The organism is Anaerolentibacter hominis (genome assembly GCF_032380675.1).
In the GTDB taxonomy this organism is placed as follows: domain Bacteria; phylum Bacillota; class Clostridia; order Lachnospirales; family Lachnospiraceae; genus Anaerolentibacter; species Anaerolentibacter hominis.
In genome coordinates, this window is record NZ_JAWDIX010000002.1 from 1 (window position 1) to 18,233 (window position 18,233).

Annotated in this window: 16 protein-coding genes; 15 read left to right on the forward strand and 1 reads right to left on the reverse strand. The window is 48.3% G+C overall.

Going from position 1 to position 18,233, the window contains the following annotated elements:
• Positions 1–841: 841 nt before the first annotated feature.
• Genes ABCW47_RS09215 through rpoD form a run of 3 tightly spaced genes read left to right on the forward strand, consistent with a single transcriptional unit; the run spans position 842 to position 4,808 of the window.
• On the forward strand, positions 842–1,864 hold the full coding sequence (locus ABCW47_RS09215; RefSeq protein WP_343209626.1) for a deoxyguanosinetriphosphate triphosphohydrolase: 1,023 nt from the start codon (positions 842–844) through the stop codon (positions 1,862–1,864).
• Between the two features lie 36 nt (positions 1,865–1,900).
• Positions 1,901–3,670 carry a DNA primase gene (dnaG, locus tag ABCW47_RS09220; RefSeq protein ID WP_343209627.1) on the forward strand — a complete coding sequence of 590 codons (1,770 nt, stop codon included), beginning with the start codon at positions 1,901–1,903 and terminating at the stop codon, positions 3,668–3,670.
• A gap of 31 nt (positions 3,671–3,701) precedes the next feature.
• Positions 3,702–4,808 (forward strand): RNA polymerase sigma factor RpoD, encoded by a 1,107-nt coding sequence (gene rpoD / locus ABCW47_RS09225; protein WP_343209628.1) that lies wholly within the window; start codon positions 3,702–3,704, stop codon positions 4,806–4,808.
• A 261-nt stretch (positions 4,809–5,069) separates the two neighbouring features.
• Here the strand turns inward: rpoD and ABCW47_RS09230 are convergent, their stop codons facing one another.
• Positions 5,070–5,864, reverse strand: a complete 795-nt coding sequence (locus ABCW47_RS09230; protein WP_343209629.1) for a hypothetical protein — start codon at positions 5,862–5,864, stop codon at positions 5,070–5,072.
• Positions 5,865–6,146: 282 nt separating this feature from the next.
• Here ABCW47_RS09230 and ABCW47_RS09235 point away from each other — a divergent pair, with 282 nt between their 5' ends.
• From ABCW47_RS09235 to ABCW47_RS09290, 12 genes are all read left to right on the forward strand, one after another.
• Positions 6,147–6,587, forward strand: a complete 441-nt coding sequence (locus ABCW47_RS09235; RefSeq protein ID WP_343209630.1) for a LytTR family DNA-binding domain-containing protein — start codon at positions 6,147–6,149, stop codon at positions 6,585–6,587.
• 31 nt (positions 6,588–6,618) lie between these two features.
• Positions 6,619–7,086, forward strand: coding sequence for a DUF3021 domain-containing protein (locus ABCW47_RS09240; protein WP_343209631.1), 468 nt, complete (start codon positions 6,619–6,621; stop codon positions 7,084–7,086).
• A gap of 205 nt (positions 7,087–7,291) precedes the next feature.
• Positions 7,292–8,503, forward strand: coding sequence for a proton-conducting transporter membrane subunit (locus ABCW47_RS09245; RefSeq protein ID WP_343209632.1), 1,212 nt, complete (start codon positions 7,292–7,294; stop codon positions 8,501–8,503).
• A gap of 17 nt (positions 8,504–8,520) precedes the next feature.
• Positions 8,521–9,078, forward strand: a complete 558-nt coding sequence (locus ABCW47_RS09250; protein WP_343209633.1) for a hypothetical protein — start codon at positions 8,521–8,523, stop codon at positions 9,076–9,078.
• A gap of 21 nt (positions 9,079–9,099) precedes the next feature.
• Positions 9,100–10,302, forward strand: a complete 1,203-nt coding sequence (locus ABCW47_RS09255; RefSeq protein ID WP_343209634.1) for a hypothetical protein — start codon at positions 9,100–9,102, stop codon at positions 10,300–10,302.
• A gap of 51 nt (positions 10,303–10,353) precedes the next feature.
• Positions 10,354–11,505, forward strand: a complete 1,152-nt coding sequence (locus ABCW47_RS09260) for a hypothetical protein (protein ID WP_343209635.1) — start codon at positions 10,354–10,356, stop codon at positions 11,503–11,505.
• A 20-nt stretch (positions 11,506–11,525) separates the two neighbouring features.
• Positions 11,526–11,732 (forward strand): helix-turn-helix transcriptional regulator, encoded by a 207-nt coding sequence (locus ABCW47_RS09265; protein ID WP_343209636.1) that lies wholly within the window; start codon positions 11,526–11,528, stop codon positions 11,730–11,732.
• A 130-nt stretch (positions 11,733–11,862) separates the two neighbouring features.
• Entirely contained in the window at positions 11,863–13,026 is a 1,164-nt protein-coding gene (locus ABCW47_RS09270; RefSeq protein WP_343209637.1) for a glycosyltransferase, read from the forward strand.
• Positions 13,001–13,750, forward strand: coding sequence for a lysophospholipid acyltransferase family protein (locus tag ABCW47_RS09275; protein ID WP_343209638.1), 750 nt, complete (start codon positions 13,001–13,003; stop codon positions 13,748–13,750). Before ABCW47_RS09270 ends, ABCW47_RS09275 begins: the two co-directional genes overlap by 26 nt.
• Before the next feature lie 18 nt (positions 13,751–13,768).
• Entirely contained in the window at positions 13,769–14,905 is a 1,137-nt protein-coding gene (locus ABCW47_RS09280) for an aromatic amino acid transport family protein (protein WP_343209639.1), read from the forward strand.
• A gap of 35 nt (positions 14,906–14,940) precedes the next feature.
• Positions 14,941–16,560, forward strand: coding sequence for an amidohydrolase (locus ABCW47_RS09285; RefSeq protein WP_343209640.1), 1,620 nt, complete (start codon positions 14,941–14,943; stop codon positions 16,558–16,560).
• A gap of 167 nt (positions 16,561–16,727) precedes the next feature.
• Positions 16,728–18,110, forward strand: a complete 1,383-nt coding sequence (locus tag ABCW47_RS09290; protein WP_343209641.1) for an NCS2 family permease — start codon at positions 16,728–16,730, stop codon at positions 18,108–18,110.
• Positions 18,111–18,233: the final 123 nt, after the last annotated feature.

Consider the following 18,233-nt stretch of genomic DNA (forward strand, 5'->3'; position numbering starts at 1 on the left):
CGTAGGAACCGCCAACGACCATATTAGCAGTATCAAACTTGGAAGTTTTGATAGCAACTTTGGAAGCATCCTGTCTAACAGTAACAGTAGGGGGAGGGGGGAAGGAAAAAAAGGGGGGGGAAGGAAGGGAGAGGGACAAGGAGAAAGTGTGTTGTTAGTTATCTGTTTTATTTGATATTTGTGGATAGATTTTCCATAATGATTTTCCTAAATATGTGTTTGTATTAAAGTTGCTGTTTTTTTTAATGGTTTCGGTTACCTATATCTTTATTGTTTCTTACTTATAGTCTGAGCGGCATGATAAATGCCGCCAGACGTACGGCCAAGGTTCGTTTGGGCGGAGCACAAACGAGACGTCGGCCGAAAGCGATTTGTGGATTCGAGCAGGACAAAAGCAAGAAATGAATCCACAAATTAAGTGATAACGAGGCGAAAAATTTTCTGCAGAGAAGTTATCCACATAATATTGGTTGTACAGTTGTACGACAGAAGCGTCTGAATGGTGCTTATATTCTAATTAAAGTTTTATTCATTTCTCCAACATATTTAGAAATATATCGCCAAAGCAAACCAGAACTTACTTTTGCATTCAACCTAACAATTATAGAATGAAAAGGAGAAGAAAACAAGGCGGAAAGCGGAAGAGAAACAAGAAACCAGAAGTTAGTCATGCAAAATAAAACGGAGACTTATAAACCAGAAGTTAATTTTGCATTCAACTCACCCCAATATTTTTCCTCACAAAAAAGGAAATCCCTTTTTTGTGTCAAATATAATAAATGAGTAGTTTTTTGGTGTGCAGTATGCGCCGGAAAGCGGCGTTTCAGAATGGAGGAGCAGATTGGCATTTCCAAGTAATATCAGAGAACGGCTGGAACAGAGAGAACATTTGATTTTGAGTCCTCATGCCATGTTCAGCGATGAGTCGAGGGGGCGGGCCAGGGAGGAAGCACAGTGTGATATCCGGCCGGTGTTTCAGAGAGACCGGGACCGAATCATACATAGCAAGGCGTTCCGGCGGCTGAAGGATAAGACGCAGGTATTTCTGGCTCCGGAGGGAGATCATTACCGGACACGTTTGACTCATACGCTGGAGGTTTCCCAGATTGCCAGAACGATTGCGAAGACGCTTCTGTTAAATGAGGATTTGACAGAGGCGATTGCGCTGGGCCATGATCTGGGCCACACGCCGTTCGGACATGCCGGAGAGCGGGTGTTAAACCGGGTGTGCTCGGAAGGGTTTAACCATTGTCTGCAGAGTGTGAGAGTGGTTGAGCTTCTGGAGAAGCAGGGACGGGGACTGAATCTGACCTGGGAAGTGCTGGACGGCATGGTGAACCACCAGACCAAGGGGATGCCCATGACGCTGGAGGGCAAGGTGGTCAGGCTCTGTGACAAGATCGCCTATATTAATCATGATATTGACGACGCGATCCGGGGACGGATTCTGGTGGAGGATGAGATCCCGAAGGAATTTACCGATGTTCTGGGCCACAGTCTGAAGGAAAGGCTGAACACGCTGATCCATGATATTGTCCGGTGCAGTGAGGGACAGAACGATATTATTATGTCGGATGAGGTTCAGAGATCGATGTACCAGCTGCGCCAGTATATGTTTGAACATGTTTATACCAATCCGGATGCCAAGGGCGAGGAGCATAAGGCGGAGGGAATGGTGGAATATTTATTTTATCATTATATGGAGCATCCGGAATCATTGCCGGAGAAGTACATTCATATGATGGAGAACAAGAATCAGACGAAACAGAGAGTAGTCTGTGACTATATTGCCGGGATGACCGACCGGTTTGCCATGGCACAATTTAAGGAACTGACGATCCCGAAGTTCTGGGATATTTATTAGATTAATAGATTTTAAGTGAAAGGACAGGAGCTTTTGATGTTTTATCCGGAAGATGTGATTGAGGAAGTGAGACGGAGCAATGATATTGTGGATGTGATTTCTTCCTATGTCAAATTGCAGAAAAAGGGAAGCAACCATATGGGGCTTTGTCCGTTTCATGGGGAGAAGACCCCGTCCTTTTCCGTGAGCCAGAGCAGGCAGATGTATCACTGCTTTGGGTGCGGCGTGGGAGGCAATGTATTTACTTTTTTGATGGAATATGAAAACCTGACGTTTCCGGAGGCGGTGAAGAGCCTGGCGGAACGGGCAGGGATCAAGCTTCCGGAGCAGGAGTATTCTCCTGAGGCAAAGAGAGCCGCAGACAGGAAGACAAGGCTTCTGGAAGTGAATAAGCTGGCGGCGAAGTATTATTTTTATCAGCTGAGCCAGCCGAATGGGGCTGCGGCTTACCGCTATTTCAAGGGCCGGGGGCTGACGGATGAGACGATTAAGCATTTCGGGCTGGGGTATTCCAATAAAACCAGCGATGATTTGTATCAATATTTGAAGCGCAAGGGCTATGAGGACGGCCTGTTGAAGGATTCCGGGCTGGTGACTATGAACGAGTCCAAGGGCGTCTATGATAAATTCTGGAACCGGGCGATGTTTCCCATTATGGATGCCAACAATAAGGTGATCGGCTTTGGAGGCCGCGTGATGGGAGAGGGGATGCCGAAATATCTGAATTCCCCGGAGACGCCGGTATTTGACAAGAGCAGAAATCTGTACGGGCTGAACTTTGCCAAGATTTCCAGGAAGGATTACATGCTGATCTGCGAGGGTTATATGGATGTGATCGCCCTGCATCAGGCGGGATTTACAAATGCGGTGGCTTCCCTGGGGACGGCCCTGACCGGGCTGCAGGCCAATCTGTTAAAGCGGTATACCAGCGAGGTCCTGCTGACCTATGACAGTGACGGGGCCGGGGTGAAAGCTGCGATGCGTGCGATCCCCATTTTAAAAGAGGCGGGTATGACGGTGCGGGTGATAAGCCTTGCCCCATACAAGGACCCGGACGAGTTTATCAAGGGGCTGGGAGCGGATGAATTTCAGAAGCGGATTGACAACGCTCTGAACAGCTTTTATTTTGAGATATCTGTGCTGGAACGGGACTATGACATGGCCGATCCGGAGGACAAGACGAAGTTTTACAATGCAGTGGCGAAGAAACTCCTGGTGTTCGGGGAGGAGATTGAGCGGAATAATTATACGGAAGCGATAGCGAAGCGGTATGGAATCCGGTTTGAGGATCTGCGCAGGCTGGTGAATACCTACGGGGCCAGACTTGGCAGCGGAGAAGAGTACCAGAAGAGGCCGGTGAGAAATACAACCGGAAGGAAGCGGCCGGAGGATGGACTGAAACAGTCTCAGATGATGCTTTTGGCCTGGCTTGGAAGCGACCGGAGGATATTTGATAAGTTAGCTGGTGTGATCGGACCGGAGGATTTTACGGAGCCGCTCTGCCGCCAGGTGGCGGACATGCTTTTTGAGCAGTATCAGAACGGCGATGTGGTTCCGGCTACCGTGATCAACCATTTTGACCAGAAGGAAGAACAGAGTCAGGCCGCGGCTATTTTCGCGGCGGACATCGGAGAAGATCTGGGTGAGATGGAGCGGGAACGGGCACTGAATGAGACCGTTAAGCGGGTGAAGAGAAATGCTCTGGAGACGGCAGGACAGAGCGTGACGGACTTTGCGGAGTTACAGAAGATAGCACTGGCGATGAGGAATTTACAGAATTTGCATATTTCTCTCAAGGATGGTTAGACTAGTAAAAGATTGAAAAGGATGGGTAGCTATGGAAGAAAACATGACAAACTTTTCTCAGAAAATGAATGAATTGCTCCAGTTCGCCAAGAAACGCAAAAATGTGCTGGAATTGCAGGAGATCAATGATTTTCTGGCCGATACGGATCTGGATGCGGCCAAAATTGAAAGTATCATTGATTTTCTGGAAGCAAACGGCGTGGATATCCTGAGAATTACAGATGATGATTTTGAAGAACCCGATCCGGATCTTCTGCTGGAAGAGGAAGAACCTCTGGAAGAGATTGACTTAAGTGTGCCGGACGGCGTGAGCATCGAGGACCCGGTGCGGATGTACTTAAAGGAGATCGGAAAGGTGCCTTTGCTGAGTGCGGACGAGGAGATTGAGCTGGCCAAGAGGATGGAAGACGGCGACCAGGAGGCGAAGCGGCGTCTGGCGGAAGCTAACTTGAGGCTGGTGGTCAGCATTGCCAAGCGGTACGTGGGCCGGGGTATGCTCTTTCTGGATCTGATTCAGGAGGGAAATCTGGGTCTGATTAAGGCTGTTGAGAAGTTTGATTACAGAAAAGGATATAAGTTCAGTACCTATGCTACCTGGTGGATTCGCCAGGCGATTACAAGAGCCATTGCGGATCAGGCCAGAACGATCCGGATTCCGGTGCATATGGTGGAGACGATTAATAAATTGATCCGTGTACAGCGTCAGCTGCTGCAGGAACTGGGACGGGAACCATCTTCCGAGGAGATTGCGGAGTATACAGGACTGCCGGTTGAGCGTGTGAGAGAGATTCAGAAGATTTCCCAGGAGCCGGTTTCCCTGGAAACTCCTATCGGCGAGGAGGAGGACAGCCATCTGGGTGACTTTATACAGGATGATAATGTGCCGGTGCCGGCGGAAGCCGCGGCGTTTACCCTGCTGAAGGAACAGCTGGTGGAGGTTCTGGGCACCCTTACCGACCGGGAACAGAAGGTGCTGCGCCTGCGCTTTGGACTGGATGACGGCCGGGCCAGAACCCTGGAGGAAGTGGGCAAGGAGTTCAATGTAACCAGGGAGCGCATCCGTCAGATCGAGGCAAAGGCTCTGCGAAAATTAAGACACCCAAGCAGAAGCCGGAAATTGAAGGATTATCTGGAGTAAATAAAATAGAAATAGAGTAACGGCATATCACCGGGAGCTTTTTCCTGGTGATATGCCGTTTGTTTTACAGTAAGGACCCTATGTCATTCAAAAGATACATAGATGGAAGGACCGGGTTCGGGAGTACGGTAATGGAATACCACAGACCAGTTTTTCTTCCAGTTTGTAATAACACGTTTTTTCGGAAAGGTAAAGGAAGCTGCAATTCGATTGCGGGTTGGAAGTGACGAGTAACGGTAGGCAGTATCCGAAGAGAGTTCGTCAGAGGGAGCAATAATCCAGGAAAAGAAGGGGGAGGTTTTCTAATGGCTGGGTTGGGAAATAGCCTCCCGGTGCAATCTTTACTACAGGGAAAAAATATCCTTTCAGCTTAAGAAACATGGAAGGATAAGCAGATTCTTCCGGAGCTGCAAGGCTGTAGAGTTTGTTGGATGAAAAAGTATCAATGCAGACTGGTTTAAAGTGGCTGGCAATTGCCTCGGAAAATATTTCCGTGAGTCCACGGTAATAGGAATTTTTCTGCATGGCAGTATACTGCCGCTCTATTTCACGGATTAATTTATTGAAGGCCACATAATCCAGAGAAAGAAGAACGCTTTTTTGAGACAGAACTGCCTCCAGAAACATCATCTGCACTGTGTTATCAAATAGTCTTTCTGAAAGAGACAGAGTTGAGTATTTCTTTATCACGATATCCGGGAGGTCATCCCGCTTTAGGAGTTCTCTGATACTGTTGAAACGTTCTTTCAAAGATTCCAAACCCATCTGCATCGTATCAAAGTACGATAAATCACCGGTATATGGATTAAGCAAAACCAGATCTAACAGCTGGCTGGTTGTAATCTCTTCCAAGATGGAATCCGGTACCTGAAACAGCTCCCATATTTCCTGCATGCTATCCGCGTTTTGAATTTCCTTCGAGTCCAGGCTATAAATATATTCGTAATTGCCTGTGTCCTCGTTAAACCGTACAGTTGGCCGCTCTTCCGCCGCGGACACAGCGGAGCATGGTAGAAGTAAGAACAGGACCAGAATGAAATATATACTTTTGTGCATAAATATACCCCTGCATATCGCAGGTTTACCTGCGATACTGCACCAATAAATAGTTTGAAACGACTTTTGGTTCAAACTTGCCACCTCCTTACAGGATGTTTCCTATTAGCTTTAGTTTATATCAAGTAATGAGTTCAGACAAACGTTCTGTCGGTAAGTTTGGTGACATGCAATGATTATATTGTTCCAGCCATCTGTGCGCCAAAAACGACCGACCATCGAAAAAGAATGGAAATGTATCCGGAATTTTCTTATACTGTAGTTATCGGAGGGGGTGACAAAATGCGCATTGAAATTAAGATCGAACCGGAATGCAAAGAGCTGAAAATCCTTATTGTGACTGACAAGATGACGGGTGAGGTTCAAGAGGTGATGAGGAGGCTGTCGGAAGATGTGCCCCAGATGCTGACCGGTTTTCGAGGCGATACTCTTGCCATTCTGGAGCAGGAGGATGTTATTCGGATCTATGCGGCTGGGGGTAAAATATTTGCTGAGACCGAGGAGGGAGAATATACCCTGCGCCTCAGGCTCTATGAACTGGAGGAACGGCTTGACAGAAACCGTTTTGTAAGGATTTCCAATTCAGAGATTGTCAATCTAAGAAAGGTACAGAAGTTTGACCTGAGCTTCTCCGGAACGATTTGTGTCACCTTATCCAACGGAGCAGTGACCTATGTCTCCAGGCGCTATATGTCGAAAATTAAACAGGTGCTGGGAATCTGATTTGTAACGATAGAATGGAGTGATGAAGGATATGAAGAAGAAATTATTTATGCGGTGTCTGGTGGGAGCACCGGTTGGCCTGGCCATCAGTACGATTATAACGATACTTATATCAATTACGGTGGGAGACGGCAGGTACTACCCTGTGGTACCTGAGTTGATCGCTGACTGCGGCGGTGAGCTTAACGCGGTTATTCTGCAGGCGGTTTGTTCCCTATTATACGGGGCAGCCTGGTCAGGCGCTGCGCTGATCTGGGAGACGGAATCCTGGAGCATGCTCCGCCAGACGGTGACCCACCTGATCATCTGCTCCGCAGCCACCTTCCCGGTTGCTTATTTTATGCGGTGGATGCGCCACAATGCGGCAGGGATTTTCCTGTATTTCGGTATTTTCTTCGCCATCTATCTGGGCATCTGGATAGGACAGTATTTTGCTACGAAAAGAAGAATTGGACGGATGAATGAAAAGGTTGCAGAGAATTTTTCTCAGGACAGATAATCCAATCCGGCAGGGGCATTGTGCTGCGTGCATTTGCCCCTTGTTCTACTTATAAATGTCAAATATAATTGACAAAATGCCCTGCCCATTCTAAAATGATAATAAGAAACAACAGATAAAAATATCAATAGGTTTATGGCGGAAGAGAAATCTCTTTGCGAAGTTTCTCATCACCCCGTCACAGTGCTCAGGGATAGGGATTTATATGAGTGAACATAATCTGTTATCGGACCTGAAGAACGGAAGAAATTGGAAGGACGAGCGTCTGGAGGAAGCAGCAGGCAGAAGGAGTGTATGGATTCTCCGCCTGTTTGCAGTTTTTACAGGGCTTCTTGTCCTGGCATATCTATTAACAGACTGGGAGACAGGAGCAGTCAAACTGTATTTATGGTTTGGCGTGCGCTTCTGTCTCCTATTGTTTTTTTGCGGCTTGACGATGTTTTTGTATCATGGCTGCACAAATGGGATCATCCTGAATTATTCCAGGCGGATGCGATGTGGTCTGATTGTACTGGATTGTGCTCTGGCGGGATTTCTGGCATGGACGTGTATGGAACGATTATTCGGCCGGATATGGCTTTCCCTGTTGTCTGCTGCTGTGTGGACGGGAGCCATATTCGGCATTTTTTATCTTCTCTATAGTAATTTTCTGAAGGAGTCGGCAGAAGAGATTACGGAGCGGGAGACGGAGCAGTGCAGAAAGAATAAAAACGGCCTGCGCATTTTGTTGATGATTTTTGTCTTTTTGCCTCCGGCGGGACTAATTTATCAGGCGGCGGCGCCGGATCAAAATATCCTGGCGGTTTCTACGGGATTAGCCAAGATCGTCCAGCAGAAGGGAATGAAGAGAGAAGTGTATGGTGTGGATATGAATGAGGACGGTAAGCCGGATAACTGCCTGATTTGGAATACAGACCGGCCGCACGGTGTCAGGCAGCTATGTATTTCCTGGGATGGGATGACAGGCAGCATGATCAGGGCACTTCTTCAGCAAGATGACAATTGGTATATATTTCAGGAAACATGGCAGAAGATCGAGGATGTCTATCCGGAACAGAAAGCGGCTGCGGCACTGAATCGCATGGGGGTGCCAATGGCGGCCTGGATGGAGGAAATTGCTTCGGGCCGGGAAGAAGAGGGTTCCTGGTATGAGATTACATTAAAGAAGCGCTATCGGGATAGGGGTATCGGGCTGGAAGAAACGGATCGGGTCAGGGAGCGGAGGCTTTACTATGGGATGGATCCCTATGGTTTTTTGAAGGAATACAGGGAAATATTGACGTGCAGACGGGGTGAGATGCGGATTGAAAAACAGGTCGGAGTAAAGATACTGAATTATAATCTGGAACAGGTGGAGATAGAAATGGAAAAGCGGATGGAACATCCTGAACAGAATTATAACAGTTCTGTTCAATAAGAACAGGAGGAAAGAGCATGAAGGGAAAGGATAGGAATTTACTATATCTATTAAGCAGCGGGACTATGGTTTCAGAAGAACACTGGACAGAGAACATTTTTTTGAGGAAGACCCTGATATGGACGGAGCGGCTTCTGGGAATTGTACTGGGCTTTTTTCTGATTCTGCTCTATATCTCGCCTTTTTTGAAGGGTGCAGCATTGGAAGGGATGATGCACTTCATTCCCCGTTACATTTTTCCGCCGATTTTCCTGCTCTATCATATTTTTTGCCTCTATCTGTGTATTACAGGAAAAATATTCTGCCGGGAGGTTAAGGGTAAACTGGTCCTGACGGGCATAACGGCTTATTTATTTCTTTACGAGGCGATGATGGTACACAGAGGATTTTCCGCAGATACCTGGTTGTTTCTTGCTATGCTGGGCATTTGTTGGTTTTCCTATTATGCGGGCTGCTGGATCTGCCTGAGCCGGCAAAGGAAAAAGAGGCTTACCCTGATTTCTGTGCTGCTGTGGGCCGGATCTCTGACGGGAATATGCATGATATTCCTGCTGTGGCAGGGAAATGCTTTATAGATGTGAAAGGAAGGGAATGAGATGGGGGAGGAACGGAATCTTTGGAAAGATCTAAAAGAGGCTCCGAAAGAACTAGAAGATGAGCGGAGCAGGAACATGAAGGGGCAGACAGTAGTAAAAGTTCTGAACAGGTGTATGATGATCGTATTTATCATCTGGCTGCTGCTGACGGCGTCTTTATTTATTCCGCAGCTGGTGCTGTTTCAGGTGGCCGGACTGCTGGCTAGTATCTATATCGTACCAGTGCTTGCTGTATTGTATTCCATCCAGAGTATGTGTCTTTGCTGTACCGGTATGATCGTCTATAGTACGAAGAACGGGAGGGGAAGGCTGATCGGAAATATTGTCTTCATTGCTCTGCTGTTCTGGGAAGGGGCAGGAGTATTAACCTATCACCGGAGCCTTCAGCTGCTGGCGGCGGTGGTTGGAAGCTGTCTGGCTTATTTTTGTTTTTATATCGGCTATGATATTTATCTCCAGCGGGATGGGGAAATAACAGAGAAACAAGAGATCAGAAAAGGACTTATTATTGTCTGGATTGTATTTCTGGCGGTGGTGGCTGTGCCCTTATTTGCAAGGAATACCAATGGCTTTCGCGCGCCGGTGGAGGGCGTGGGGGAGATCAATCTGGCGACAATGATGTTAAAGGAACAGCCCGCCCTTAAGGTTGTAGAGTATGACGGGAAGAATCAACCTTCTGCCTATCTTTGGTACGTGGCTAAGGAAGAAGATTCTGATTTTATTTACTTGAGCAGCGATCGTTGCCGGATGCGGATAGACGGTGAGGATTACTGGGTGCAGCATGGCATCTGGGAAGAGCATACATTTGACGAACCGCTAAAGGGGGAGAGCTATCTGCCACATGCGGGCGTGAGCCAGTCTCTGGCAGACAGTTCGGAGAAGACTCAAGAGGGGGAGTATACAATTTACTGTGTTTCCTACCGGGAGAATCCGCTGCGGGATGCCGCGAAGCGGTATATTGCCTATGATTCGGGTGAGGTAACGATTTCCTACATAGAAACCTACGTGATGGATACTTATGGAAATCTGACCGGATATTCCGCCCTGGACCGGTACAAGATGGGAAAGGATGGTGTACAGGAGTATTCAGAATATGAGGGATTTCAGGTGCTGGAGACGGATCGGAACAAGATTCTTGGCGAAATGGGGGAAAAGAAAGAAAACCCTGAATTTCCCGCAGACATTCCAGCGTTTAATTATTGAGACGGATAGAGCAGCCGCAACAGAGCAGTACAGGGGAAGGGGAGAATAGACATGGATCATAATTTATGGGATGACCTGGAGCAAAGCTGGAAAGAAAGGATGCATGATGAATCCGGAGGATGGGGGATCAGAAGCTGGATTATATTCGGTCTCAATCTGACTGCAATCATAATTTCACGGTGGGTGGCAGAACGGTATGGAATATCCTTAACAGAGGGGCCCGGGGTGCTGCTTGCCTGTGTGGCGGCGGCTATCTTCGCTCTGCTTCCGGTATGGCCCCTGCTGTGGTGTTTTGATGGGTCCATTTGCGGAAAGTGTAAGGGAAAGGGATCTCTGTTTGCTTATTTATGCTGCTTTGGATTTTTATGGACATTCTGTCTGCGTTATTATGCCCGGACAGGGAGATGGGGGTTTCATATTTATGCGCTGATCTTTTTATCCTCCTTTGTCATAGGATATCTGTTCTTTTACTTTTCTTATCGGGAATATATCAAAAACGCGGAGGGTATCAGTACCCAGAAAAAACTGAAACGGAATAAAAGGATTATCTTAGGGTCGCTGGCAGTCTATCTGCTGATCCCGTTCTGCCTGATGCTTTCGTCCGCATGGGGGAATGGAAATACTAAAACCTGGAGGGTGAACCGGGCCGTCAGGGGCTATACAAAGTCCGATGCCCTTATCTTGAACATAGAGAATGAAACCGATGGGAAAAAGACTTCAGATTACTATGTCGTTGTCAGCGAAAAGGACGAACTAAATTTTGTGTTCCTCTCTATGGATGCAGCCAGGACAAAATTGACAGAGGGAAGGGCCCATTATGACGGGGCAAACTATATTCTGGAAGACGGAGGCTGGAGAGTAACAGGTGAGAGTGAGACAGGGACTGGGATGCCGCAGATCAACATTCCTTCTGTGAAACGAAGTAGTACCGGAATGATGAGGGATATGGAGTTAAAAAAGACAGAGGAAGGGTTGACCCTGACGGTCCTGGAGCGGCATGGCGAAACGGTAGTGAATACCTGTTATCGGCTGGGTCAGGATAAGAGGTTACACGAATTTGCCCAGACAACCGAGTGGCAGGGCGAATCAGATAGAAATCGGAAGCAGGCGAGAAGGATCGAAGTGCTCTCCTATAAAGAAGATACGGCGGAACAACAGCTGCTGGAACAGATAAAGAATCCGCATCTGCCGAACGATAAGTAATTTTCAGGAAAGGAACTGCCATGTCCAGAAATATGCGGTTAAAGGCGGCCAGAACAGAAAAGGGGTTATCCCAGGATGAGCTGGCAGGGCTGGTTGGAGTGTCCCGCCAGACCATCAACATGATTGAGCGGGGGGACTACAACCCGTCCCTGAATCTGTGCCTGAAAATATGCTGGGTACTGGAACGGACGCTGGATGAACTGTTCTGGAAAGGCAGGGATGAATAGCGGCAGGACATGTGCGGAATTTTGACGGATGCTGTAATGTATGGTAAACTTTCTTATATTTGACCCGCAGCGTGATGGGACGGCTTGAGAGATATTAGTAGTATGGGTTAAGAATAATGAGGTTAGGGTTATGAGAGTTTTATTGGTCATGGACCAGTTCGACAATGACAACAACGGGACGACAATTACGGCCCGCAGACTGGCATCGGCGCTGCGCAGGCACGGACATGAGGTGTATGTAATAGGCGCTGGCAAGAAAGAGGATCATAAATTCGTTGTGAAAACCTATCCGCTGCCGCCAATTGTGAAGCAGCTGGTGACGAGCCAGGGAATGGTCTTTGCGAGACCAAACCGGCGAACGCTGCGGGAGGCCATCTGTCAGGTTGACGTGGTCCATTTTCTGATGCCATTCCGCCTGTCCATCAAGGGGCTTAAGATTGCGGAGGAACTGGGGGTGCCGAGGACAGCGGCCTTTCATGTGCAGCCGGAGAATATAACCTATTCTATCTGTCTGGGTACCAGTGAACCGGTGAACCGGCGTATTTATCAGTTTTTTTATAAGCACTTTTATTATGCCTTCACCCATATCCATTGCCCCAGCCGTTTTATCGCGGATCAGTTGGTTGAGAATGGATATGGGGCTAAGCTCCATGTGATCTCCAACGGGGTTGATCCAGATTTTGTTTATCGGAAAATTCCGAAAAAAGCGGAGTGGATGGACCGGTTTGTCATTTTAATGATCGGGCGTTTTTCCAATGAGAAACGGCAGGATCTGCTGATCGAAGGAATTAAGAAGTCCAGATATGAAAGCAGTATACAGCTGGTGATGGCCGGTCAGGGGCCGAAAAAGGAAGATCTCAGAAAGCTTGGAAGGGTTCTGACCCATGAGCCGGTGATGGAATTTTACAGCCATGAGGATCTGATGGATGTGATCGCTATGAGTGACCTCTACGTCCATGCTTCCGATGCGGAGATCGAGGCAATTTCCTGCATGGAGGCTTTTTCCAGCGGCCTGGTGCCGATCATTGCGAACAGCGTGAAGTCGGCTACCCCACAGTTTGCTCTGGATGAGAGAAGCCTGTTTGAAGCGGGCAGCAGCAGTTCCCTGGCGGAGAAGATTGACTACTGGATGGAACATGAACGGGAGCGTAAGGAAATGGAACAGGCATACAGCGAACATGGGAAGCAATATTCTCTGGATGCCTGCGTGGACAGGATGGAGGAAATGTTTCGGGAAGAAATCGAGGAGAGGACCGGAGTGAAACCCGATGGTAATGATGGAATCAAAGGATGAGGAACAGCCTGTTTATGAGACCGAACGCATCGTTAAGATGTGGGAGCCGCTTAAGTTCCGGTGGAACGAGAAATTTCAGTTCTTTCCAAAGAGCAGGCTTTTTCGGATTGGCAACCGGTTGATCCGGGAGCTGGTTTACCTGATTTTTATCCCGGTGAACCGGCTGGTGTTTGGACTCAGGGTGACGGGGCGGGAGAATTTAAAGAAGGTTCAAAAAACAGGAGTGGTCACAGTCTGCAACCATGTTCATCTATTAGACTGTGTAATTTTGGCCTGTGCCATGAGAAAGCGGCCCGTCTGTTTTCCCACGCTCCAGGCAAACTTTCAGATCCCGGTGCTGCGGCATCTGATCCGCCTGCTGGGCGGGGTGCCAATCCCGGAAAATAAAAAAGGGTTCTTAAAGCTAAGCAGGGAGCTGAATCAGTATGTCAGGAAGGGCGGACTGGTTCATTTATATCCGGAGACGGTGCTCCACCCTTACTATAATGGGATCAGGGGGTTTAAGCGCGGGGCATTTTTGCTTGCCTATGAGACCGGTGCTCCGATTCTGCCCTTCGTTATCACGTTTCGAAGGCCGAAGGGCATACGGAAATATCTGAAAAAGAAACCCTGTGTGACCCTCCATATCCTGGAGCCGGTCTATCCAGATCTGACCGCGAACAAAAAGGAAGAGACGAACCGTCTGATGTGGGAGGTCTATGAACGGATGAAACATGTTACATAAATCAAGGGGAGAAGAAATATGAAGAAGGAATTAACGACCTGGGAGGGAGCCTGTATTATCACCGGCTATGGAATCGGCGGCGGTGTTATGGCTATGCCTTACCTGGCGCAGAAAAATGGTATTATAGTTAGCTTTGTTATTCTGGCTGCGGCATTTCTGGCCAGTTATATTTTGCATGTGATGATTGCGGATCTGGCGCTCAGGAGCGGAGAGGGAGCACAGCTGATTGAGGTATTTTCCCGCTTTTTATTCAGAGGAAAAGGGAAAAAGATCATGACACTCAGCTTCTTTGTCATTATGACGCTGGTGCTGTTTACCAATCTGGCGGCCTACATATCCGGTGCGGCAGAGATCATTAATGCTTCTCTGGGGATACCTATGATTCTCTCAAGGCTCCTTTTTTATGTTGTGGCAGCAGCCGTGGTGCTTTTCGGGCTGAAGGCAGTGGGAGTAAGTGAAAAGATTGCGGTCGCTGTGATATTCGTGCTGGTGGGTGTGTTATGCATCGCATCGTTCTTTCAGCCGTCAGCCGGGCTTCCGGTTAAGGCCGGAACGTTAAACCAGGGACTGGCGTATTTCGGAATGGCAATGTTTGCATTCTCCGCATTTTTCTCGATTCCTCAGGCAGTAACCGGCCTGAAGGGGGATCAGAGCCGGATTAAAAAGGCCATTTTCTGGGGACTGATGAACAATGTTATTTTGATTGTGTTAATTACGGTCTGTGCTCTGATTGCCTCCAAAACAGTGACGGAAGTGGCGATGATCGGCTGGAGCCAGGGGATCGGTGTGTGGGCCCAGGCACTGGGTTCAGCCTTTACCGTGCTGGCTATGCTGACTACCTATTGGTCAATTTCTCTTGCCCTGTCGGATATTGTGGAGGAACAGACTCATTTAAACCGGCGTATCTGCTGGATGGTGGCTACAATCCCCTCCCTGGTGCTGACCTTTCTGGGACTGGGAGGTTTCATGGAATTTATGCGTCTGGCCGGCGGTCTGATTGCTATTTTAATTGCGCTGCTGGTGATTCCTGCCTACCGCAATGCCGCGAAGGAACCGGGAGAGTCTATGATGGGCAGGTTTGGCGGGACCGGTATGCAAGTGATTATTATAGTGGCTTATCTTTTGATGGCCGTGGGAAATGTGGTTACCTATTAGTCAGGGTATGCGCGGGAAGAAGGAAGATCAGGTTTATGATGAGACGACAAAGAAAGAAGAAAAAAGTCCTGTATACAGACGGGATCTTTCACACCATGCGGACGGAGGACGAGAGCTATGAATATCTGGGTGTGAAGGGAGAGAACATCTGTTATCTTGGAAATACCAGGCCGGAGGGAGACTGGGAGGAAGTGTCGTTACACGGCAGGCATGTATTTCCAGCCATGATTGACTCTCATCTGCATCTTACTTACTCCCTTGTGCTTGCCGCATCCAGTTTCGTCATCTGTACGGTAGAAGATGGGAAAGTGATTCCTTCCAATCTGGAGGGGGTTCGGGCGAAGATATGCGGGGAGAGCAGTAAATATGGTAAGAATGAAATCATTGTAGCTAACAACTATATAGTCTCTGCGATGGAGGAAAAGCGGCTGCCCACCAGACAGGAGCTGGATGAATGGACCGGTGGGCGGGCTATGGTTTTATATAATATCGATGGGCACAGCAGCAGCCTGTCCACCAGGATGCTTGAAAGGCTGGGAATTGATCCTGCCGCCACCGACGGGATACTTTCCGGCAAGGAACATGAATTTAATCAGGGAAAAATTACAGGACTGATCGCAAAATCTGTGACGCCGGCGAAACTGGCCCGGGGAATCGGAAACTTCACCAATCTGTGCTGCCGGTACGGGATCAGCCACGTTTGTGCGCTTGACGGGAGCGGGGATGTGAAAAAGGATACTCTCACGCGGCTGATGGTCTGGCTGTTTCGGAGAATGGATATCGGCGTGCGGTTCTTTCCTCAGTATATGGACTTTCCAAGGACAGAATATTTTCGGAGATTTCAGAAGAGGCCCAGGGTGGGTGGCTGCGGCGTCTGGGAGATGGATGGCTCGGTCGGGTCTCACAGCGCGGCATTTTACCGGCCTTACCGGGACAATGGAGCCAGAGGCGACTGCTATTATCCCACGGAGCAGATTGAGGATCTGGTGAAGGCTGCCTATGACAGAGGGTATGTGGTAACGGCCCATGCCATCGGGGAGAAAGCCATTGACCAGATAACCGGCATTATGGAGAAGCTGCCCCGCAGGCTGGATGCCGGGAAAGGAATGAATCGGATCGATCATTTTGAATTTCCCACTGAGGGGGCTGTAGATAAAATCTGCCGGATGGACGTGGCCGTGACGGTACAGCCTGGATTCTCCTGGATGGACCGGCATTATTTGAAAAGCTATGAACAGTTTCTGGAACAGGAGATCATTGATCGGCAGGTGCCGTTAAAAAGACTGGTGAAGGCCGGTGTCTGTGTCTGCGGCTCCAGCGATTCCCCGGTCCAGGGGATCAATCCATTTGAGCAGATGCTGGGCATGGTGGACTTTTATGTTCCTTCTCAGTCCCTGAGTCCCTATGAAGCGCTCTGTACCTACACAAAGAATGGCGCCAGGATGCTGGGGGAAGATGGTGAGATCGGTACGCTGGAGGTGGGAAAGCTGGCGAATTTTTTTACCATGAAAGAAAATATACTAAAGACAGATAAGAACCGGATCGGAGGACTCCTGCCGGAAGCAATGTATGTGCAGGGCAGGCTCTGCCGGGAGAAAAAGGGTACGTTAGGGGAACTTATTGGCATGCTGTTTCGCCGTTCCAGGGCGATTTAAATATTATATGGGAAGAACGGATTTACATTTTCGCATAAGTCTGCTATGATCAAGTAGGAAGTAGAAAGTTTCAAAGTATAGTGACAGCTGTATTTTGAAATTTTTTGCTTTCTAACTTATTCATCGGGAGAGGGGTTTCCCGGGATACACTAGAGAAGGGGGTTATTATGTTCGAGAAACTATTTAAACTCAAAGAAAACAAGACGACAGTAAAAACTGAAATTCTTGCGGGCCTTACTACTTTTATGACGATGGCCTACATACTGGCAGTCAATCCCAACGTGCTGTCCGCAGCGGGGATGGATTCAGGCGCTGTCTTTACGGCAACGGTTCTGGCATCCTTTCTGGGTACGCTGTGTATGGCGCTTTTTGCCAACTATCCGTTTGCCCTGGCGCCGGGCATGGGCTTAAATGCCTATTTTGCCTACACGGTAGTGCTGGGAATGGGATATACCTGGCAGACTGCTCTGGCAGCGGTATTCATTGAAGGTATTATATTTATCATTTTGTCACTTCTGAATGTAAGGGAAGCGATTTTCAATGCAATTCCCACCAATCTAAAACATGCGGTAAGCGTCGGCATCGGTCTGTTTATTGCCTTTATCGGCCTGCAGAATGCCAAGATTGTAATCGGCGGCGCTACGCTGGTACAGCTGTTCTCAGTAGAAAAGTACAACGAAGTGAATGGTGTTGCGGCATCTTTTAATGATGCGGGTATTACCGTACTGCTTGCGGTTATCGGTATCGTGATCACCGGTTTTCTGGTAATCAAACAGGTGAAGGGAAATATCCTCTGGGGTATTCTTATTACCTGGCTGCTGGGTATTATATGCCAGGTGACAGGACTTTATATTCCGAATCCGGATCTGGGCTTTTACAACCTTCTTCCGAGCTTTGCCAACGGCCTTGCGGTTCCAAGTCTTGCGCCGGTTTTCGGACAGCTGGATTTCTCCGGTATATTCTCTTTGAAATTCATGGTTGTGGTTTTTGCATTCCTGTTTGTGGACATGTTTGATACACTGGGAACCCTGATTGGTGTGGCTTCCAAGGCAGACATGCTGGATAAAAACGGCAAGCTCCCCAGAATCAAGGGTGCACTTATGGCGGACGCGGTAGCGACGACAGCAGGTGCGGTGCTGGGTACATCCACTACCACCACGTTTGTGGAAAGTGCATCTGGTGTTTCCGAGGGAGGGCGTACCGGCCTCACATCTCTGACGACCGCAGTTTTGTTTGTGGTGGCTTTATTCCTGTCACCGATCTTCCTTGCGATTCCTTCCTTTGCAACGGCTCCGGCCTTAGTGATCGTTGGTTTCTATATGCTGGGTTCCGTTGCCAAGATTAATTTTGCGGATATGGGTGAAGGCATTCCGGCCTTTATCTGTATTGCTGCTATGCCATTCTTCTACAGCATCTCAGAAGGTATCGCTATGGGCGTTATTTCCTATGTAGTGCTGAACCTGATCACCGGCAAGGCAAAGGAGAAGAAGATCAGCATCCTGATGTATGTGCTGGCGGTATTGTTTATATTGAAGTATTTGTTCCTGTAAGAAATAATAAGTGCAGAATCAGGGCCCCGCGTTTTCAAGGCTGTGGGCATACAGCTTTTAGTAGCAAGGACAAATAGAATAATAGTAATCAAAAAATTAAAAAAGCGCTGATGGCTCCTTGTG

Bases quoted from the DNA above. Each gene is read 5' to 3' on its own strand.
- dnaG (WP_343209627.1), top strand. From the start codon at position 1,901: ATGTTTTATCCGGAAGATGTGATTGAGGAAGTGAGACGGAGCAATGAT.
- rpoD (WP_343209628.1), top strand. From the start codon at position 3,702: ATGGAAGAAAACATGACAAACTTTTCTCAGAAAATGAATGAATTGCTC.
- ABCW47_RS09230 (WP_343209629.1), bottom strand. From the start codon at position 5,864: ATGCACAAAAGTATATATTTCATTCTGGTCCTGTTCTTACTTCTACCA.
- ABCW47_RS09235 (WP_343209630.1), top strand. From the start codon at position 6,147: ATGCGCATTGAAATTAAGATCGAACCGGAATGCAAAGAGCTGAAAATC.
- ABCW47_RS09240 (WP_343209631.1), top strand. From the start codon at position 6,619: ATGAAGAAGAAATTATTTATGCGGTGTCTGGTGGGAGCACCGGTTGGC.
- ABCW47_RS09245 (WP_343209632.1), top strand. From the start codon at position 7,292: ATGAGTGAACATAATCTGTTATCGGACCTGAAGAACGGAAGAAATTGG.
- ABCW47_RS09250 (WP_343209633.1), top strand. From the start codon at position 8,521: ATGAAGGGAAAGGATAGGAATTTACTATATCTATTAAGCAGCGGGACT.
- ABCW47_RS09255 (WP_343209634.1), top strand. From the start codon at position 9,100: ATGGGGGAGGAACGGAATCTTTGGAAAGATCTAAAAGAGGCTCCGAAA.
- ABCW47_RS09260 (WP_343209635.1), top strand. From the start codon at position 10,354: ATGGATCATAATTTATGGGATGACCTGGAGCAAAGCTGGAAAGAAAGG.
- ABCW47_RS09265 (WP_343209636.1), top strand. From the start codon at position 11,526: ATGTCCAGAAATATGCGGTTAAAGGCGGCCAGAACAGAAAAGGGGTTA.
- ABCW47_RS09270 (WP_343209637.1), top strand. From the start codon at position 11,863: ATGAGAGTTTTATTGGTCATGGACCAGTTCGACAATGACAACAACGGG.
- ABCW47_RS09275 (WP_343209638.1), top strand. From the start codon at position 13,001: ATGGTAATGATGGAATCAAAGGATGAGGAACAGCCTGTTTATGAGACC.
- ABCW47_RS09280 (WP_343209639.1), top strand. From the start codon at position 13,769: ATGAAGAAGGAATTAACGACCTGGGAGGGAGCCTGTATTATCACCGGC.
- ABCW47_RS09285 (WP_343209640.1), top strand. From the start codon at position 14,941: ATGATGAGACGACAAAGAAAGAAGAAAAAAGTCCTGTATACAGACGGG.
- ABCW47_RS09290 (WP_343209641.1), top strand. From the start codon at position 16,728: ATGTTCGAGAAACTATTTAAACTCAAAGAAAACAAGACGACAGTAAAA.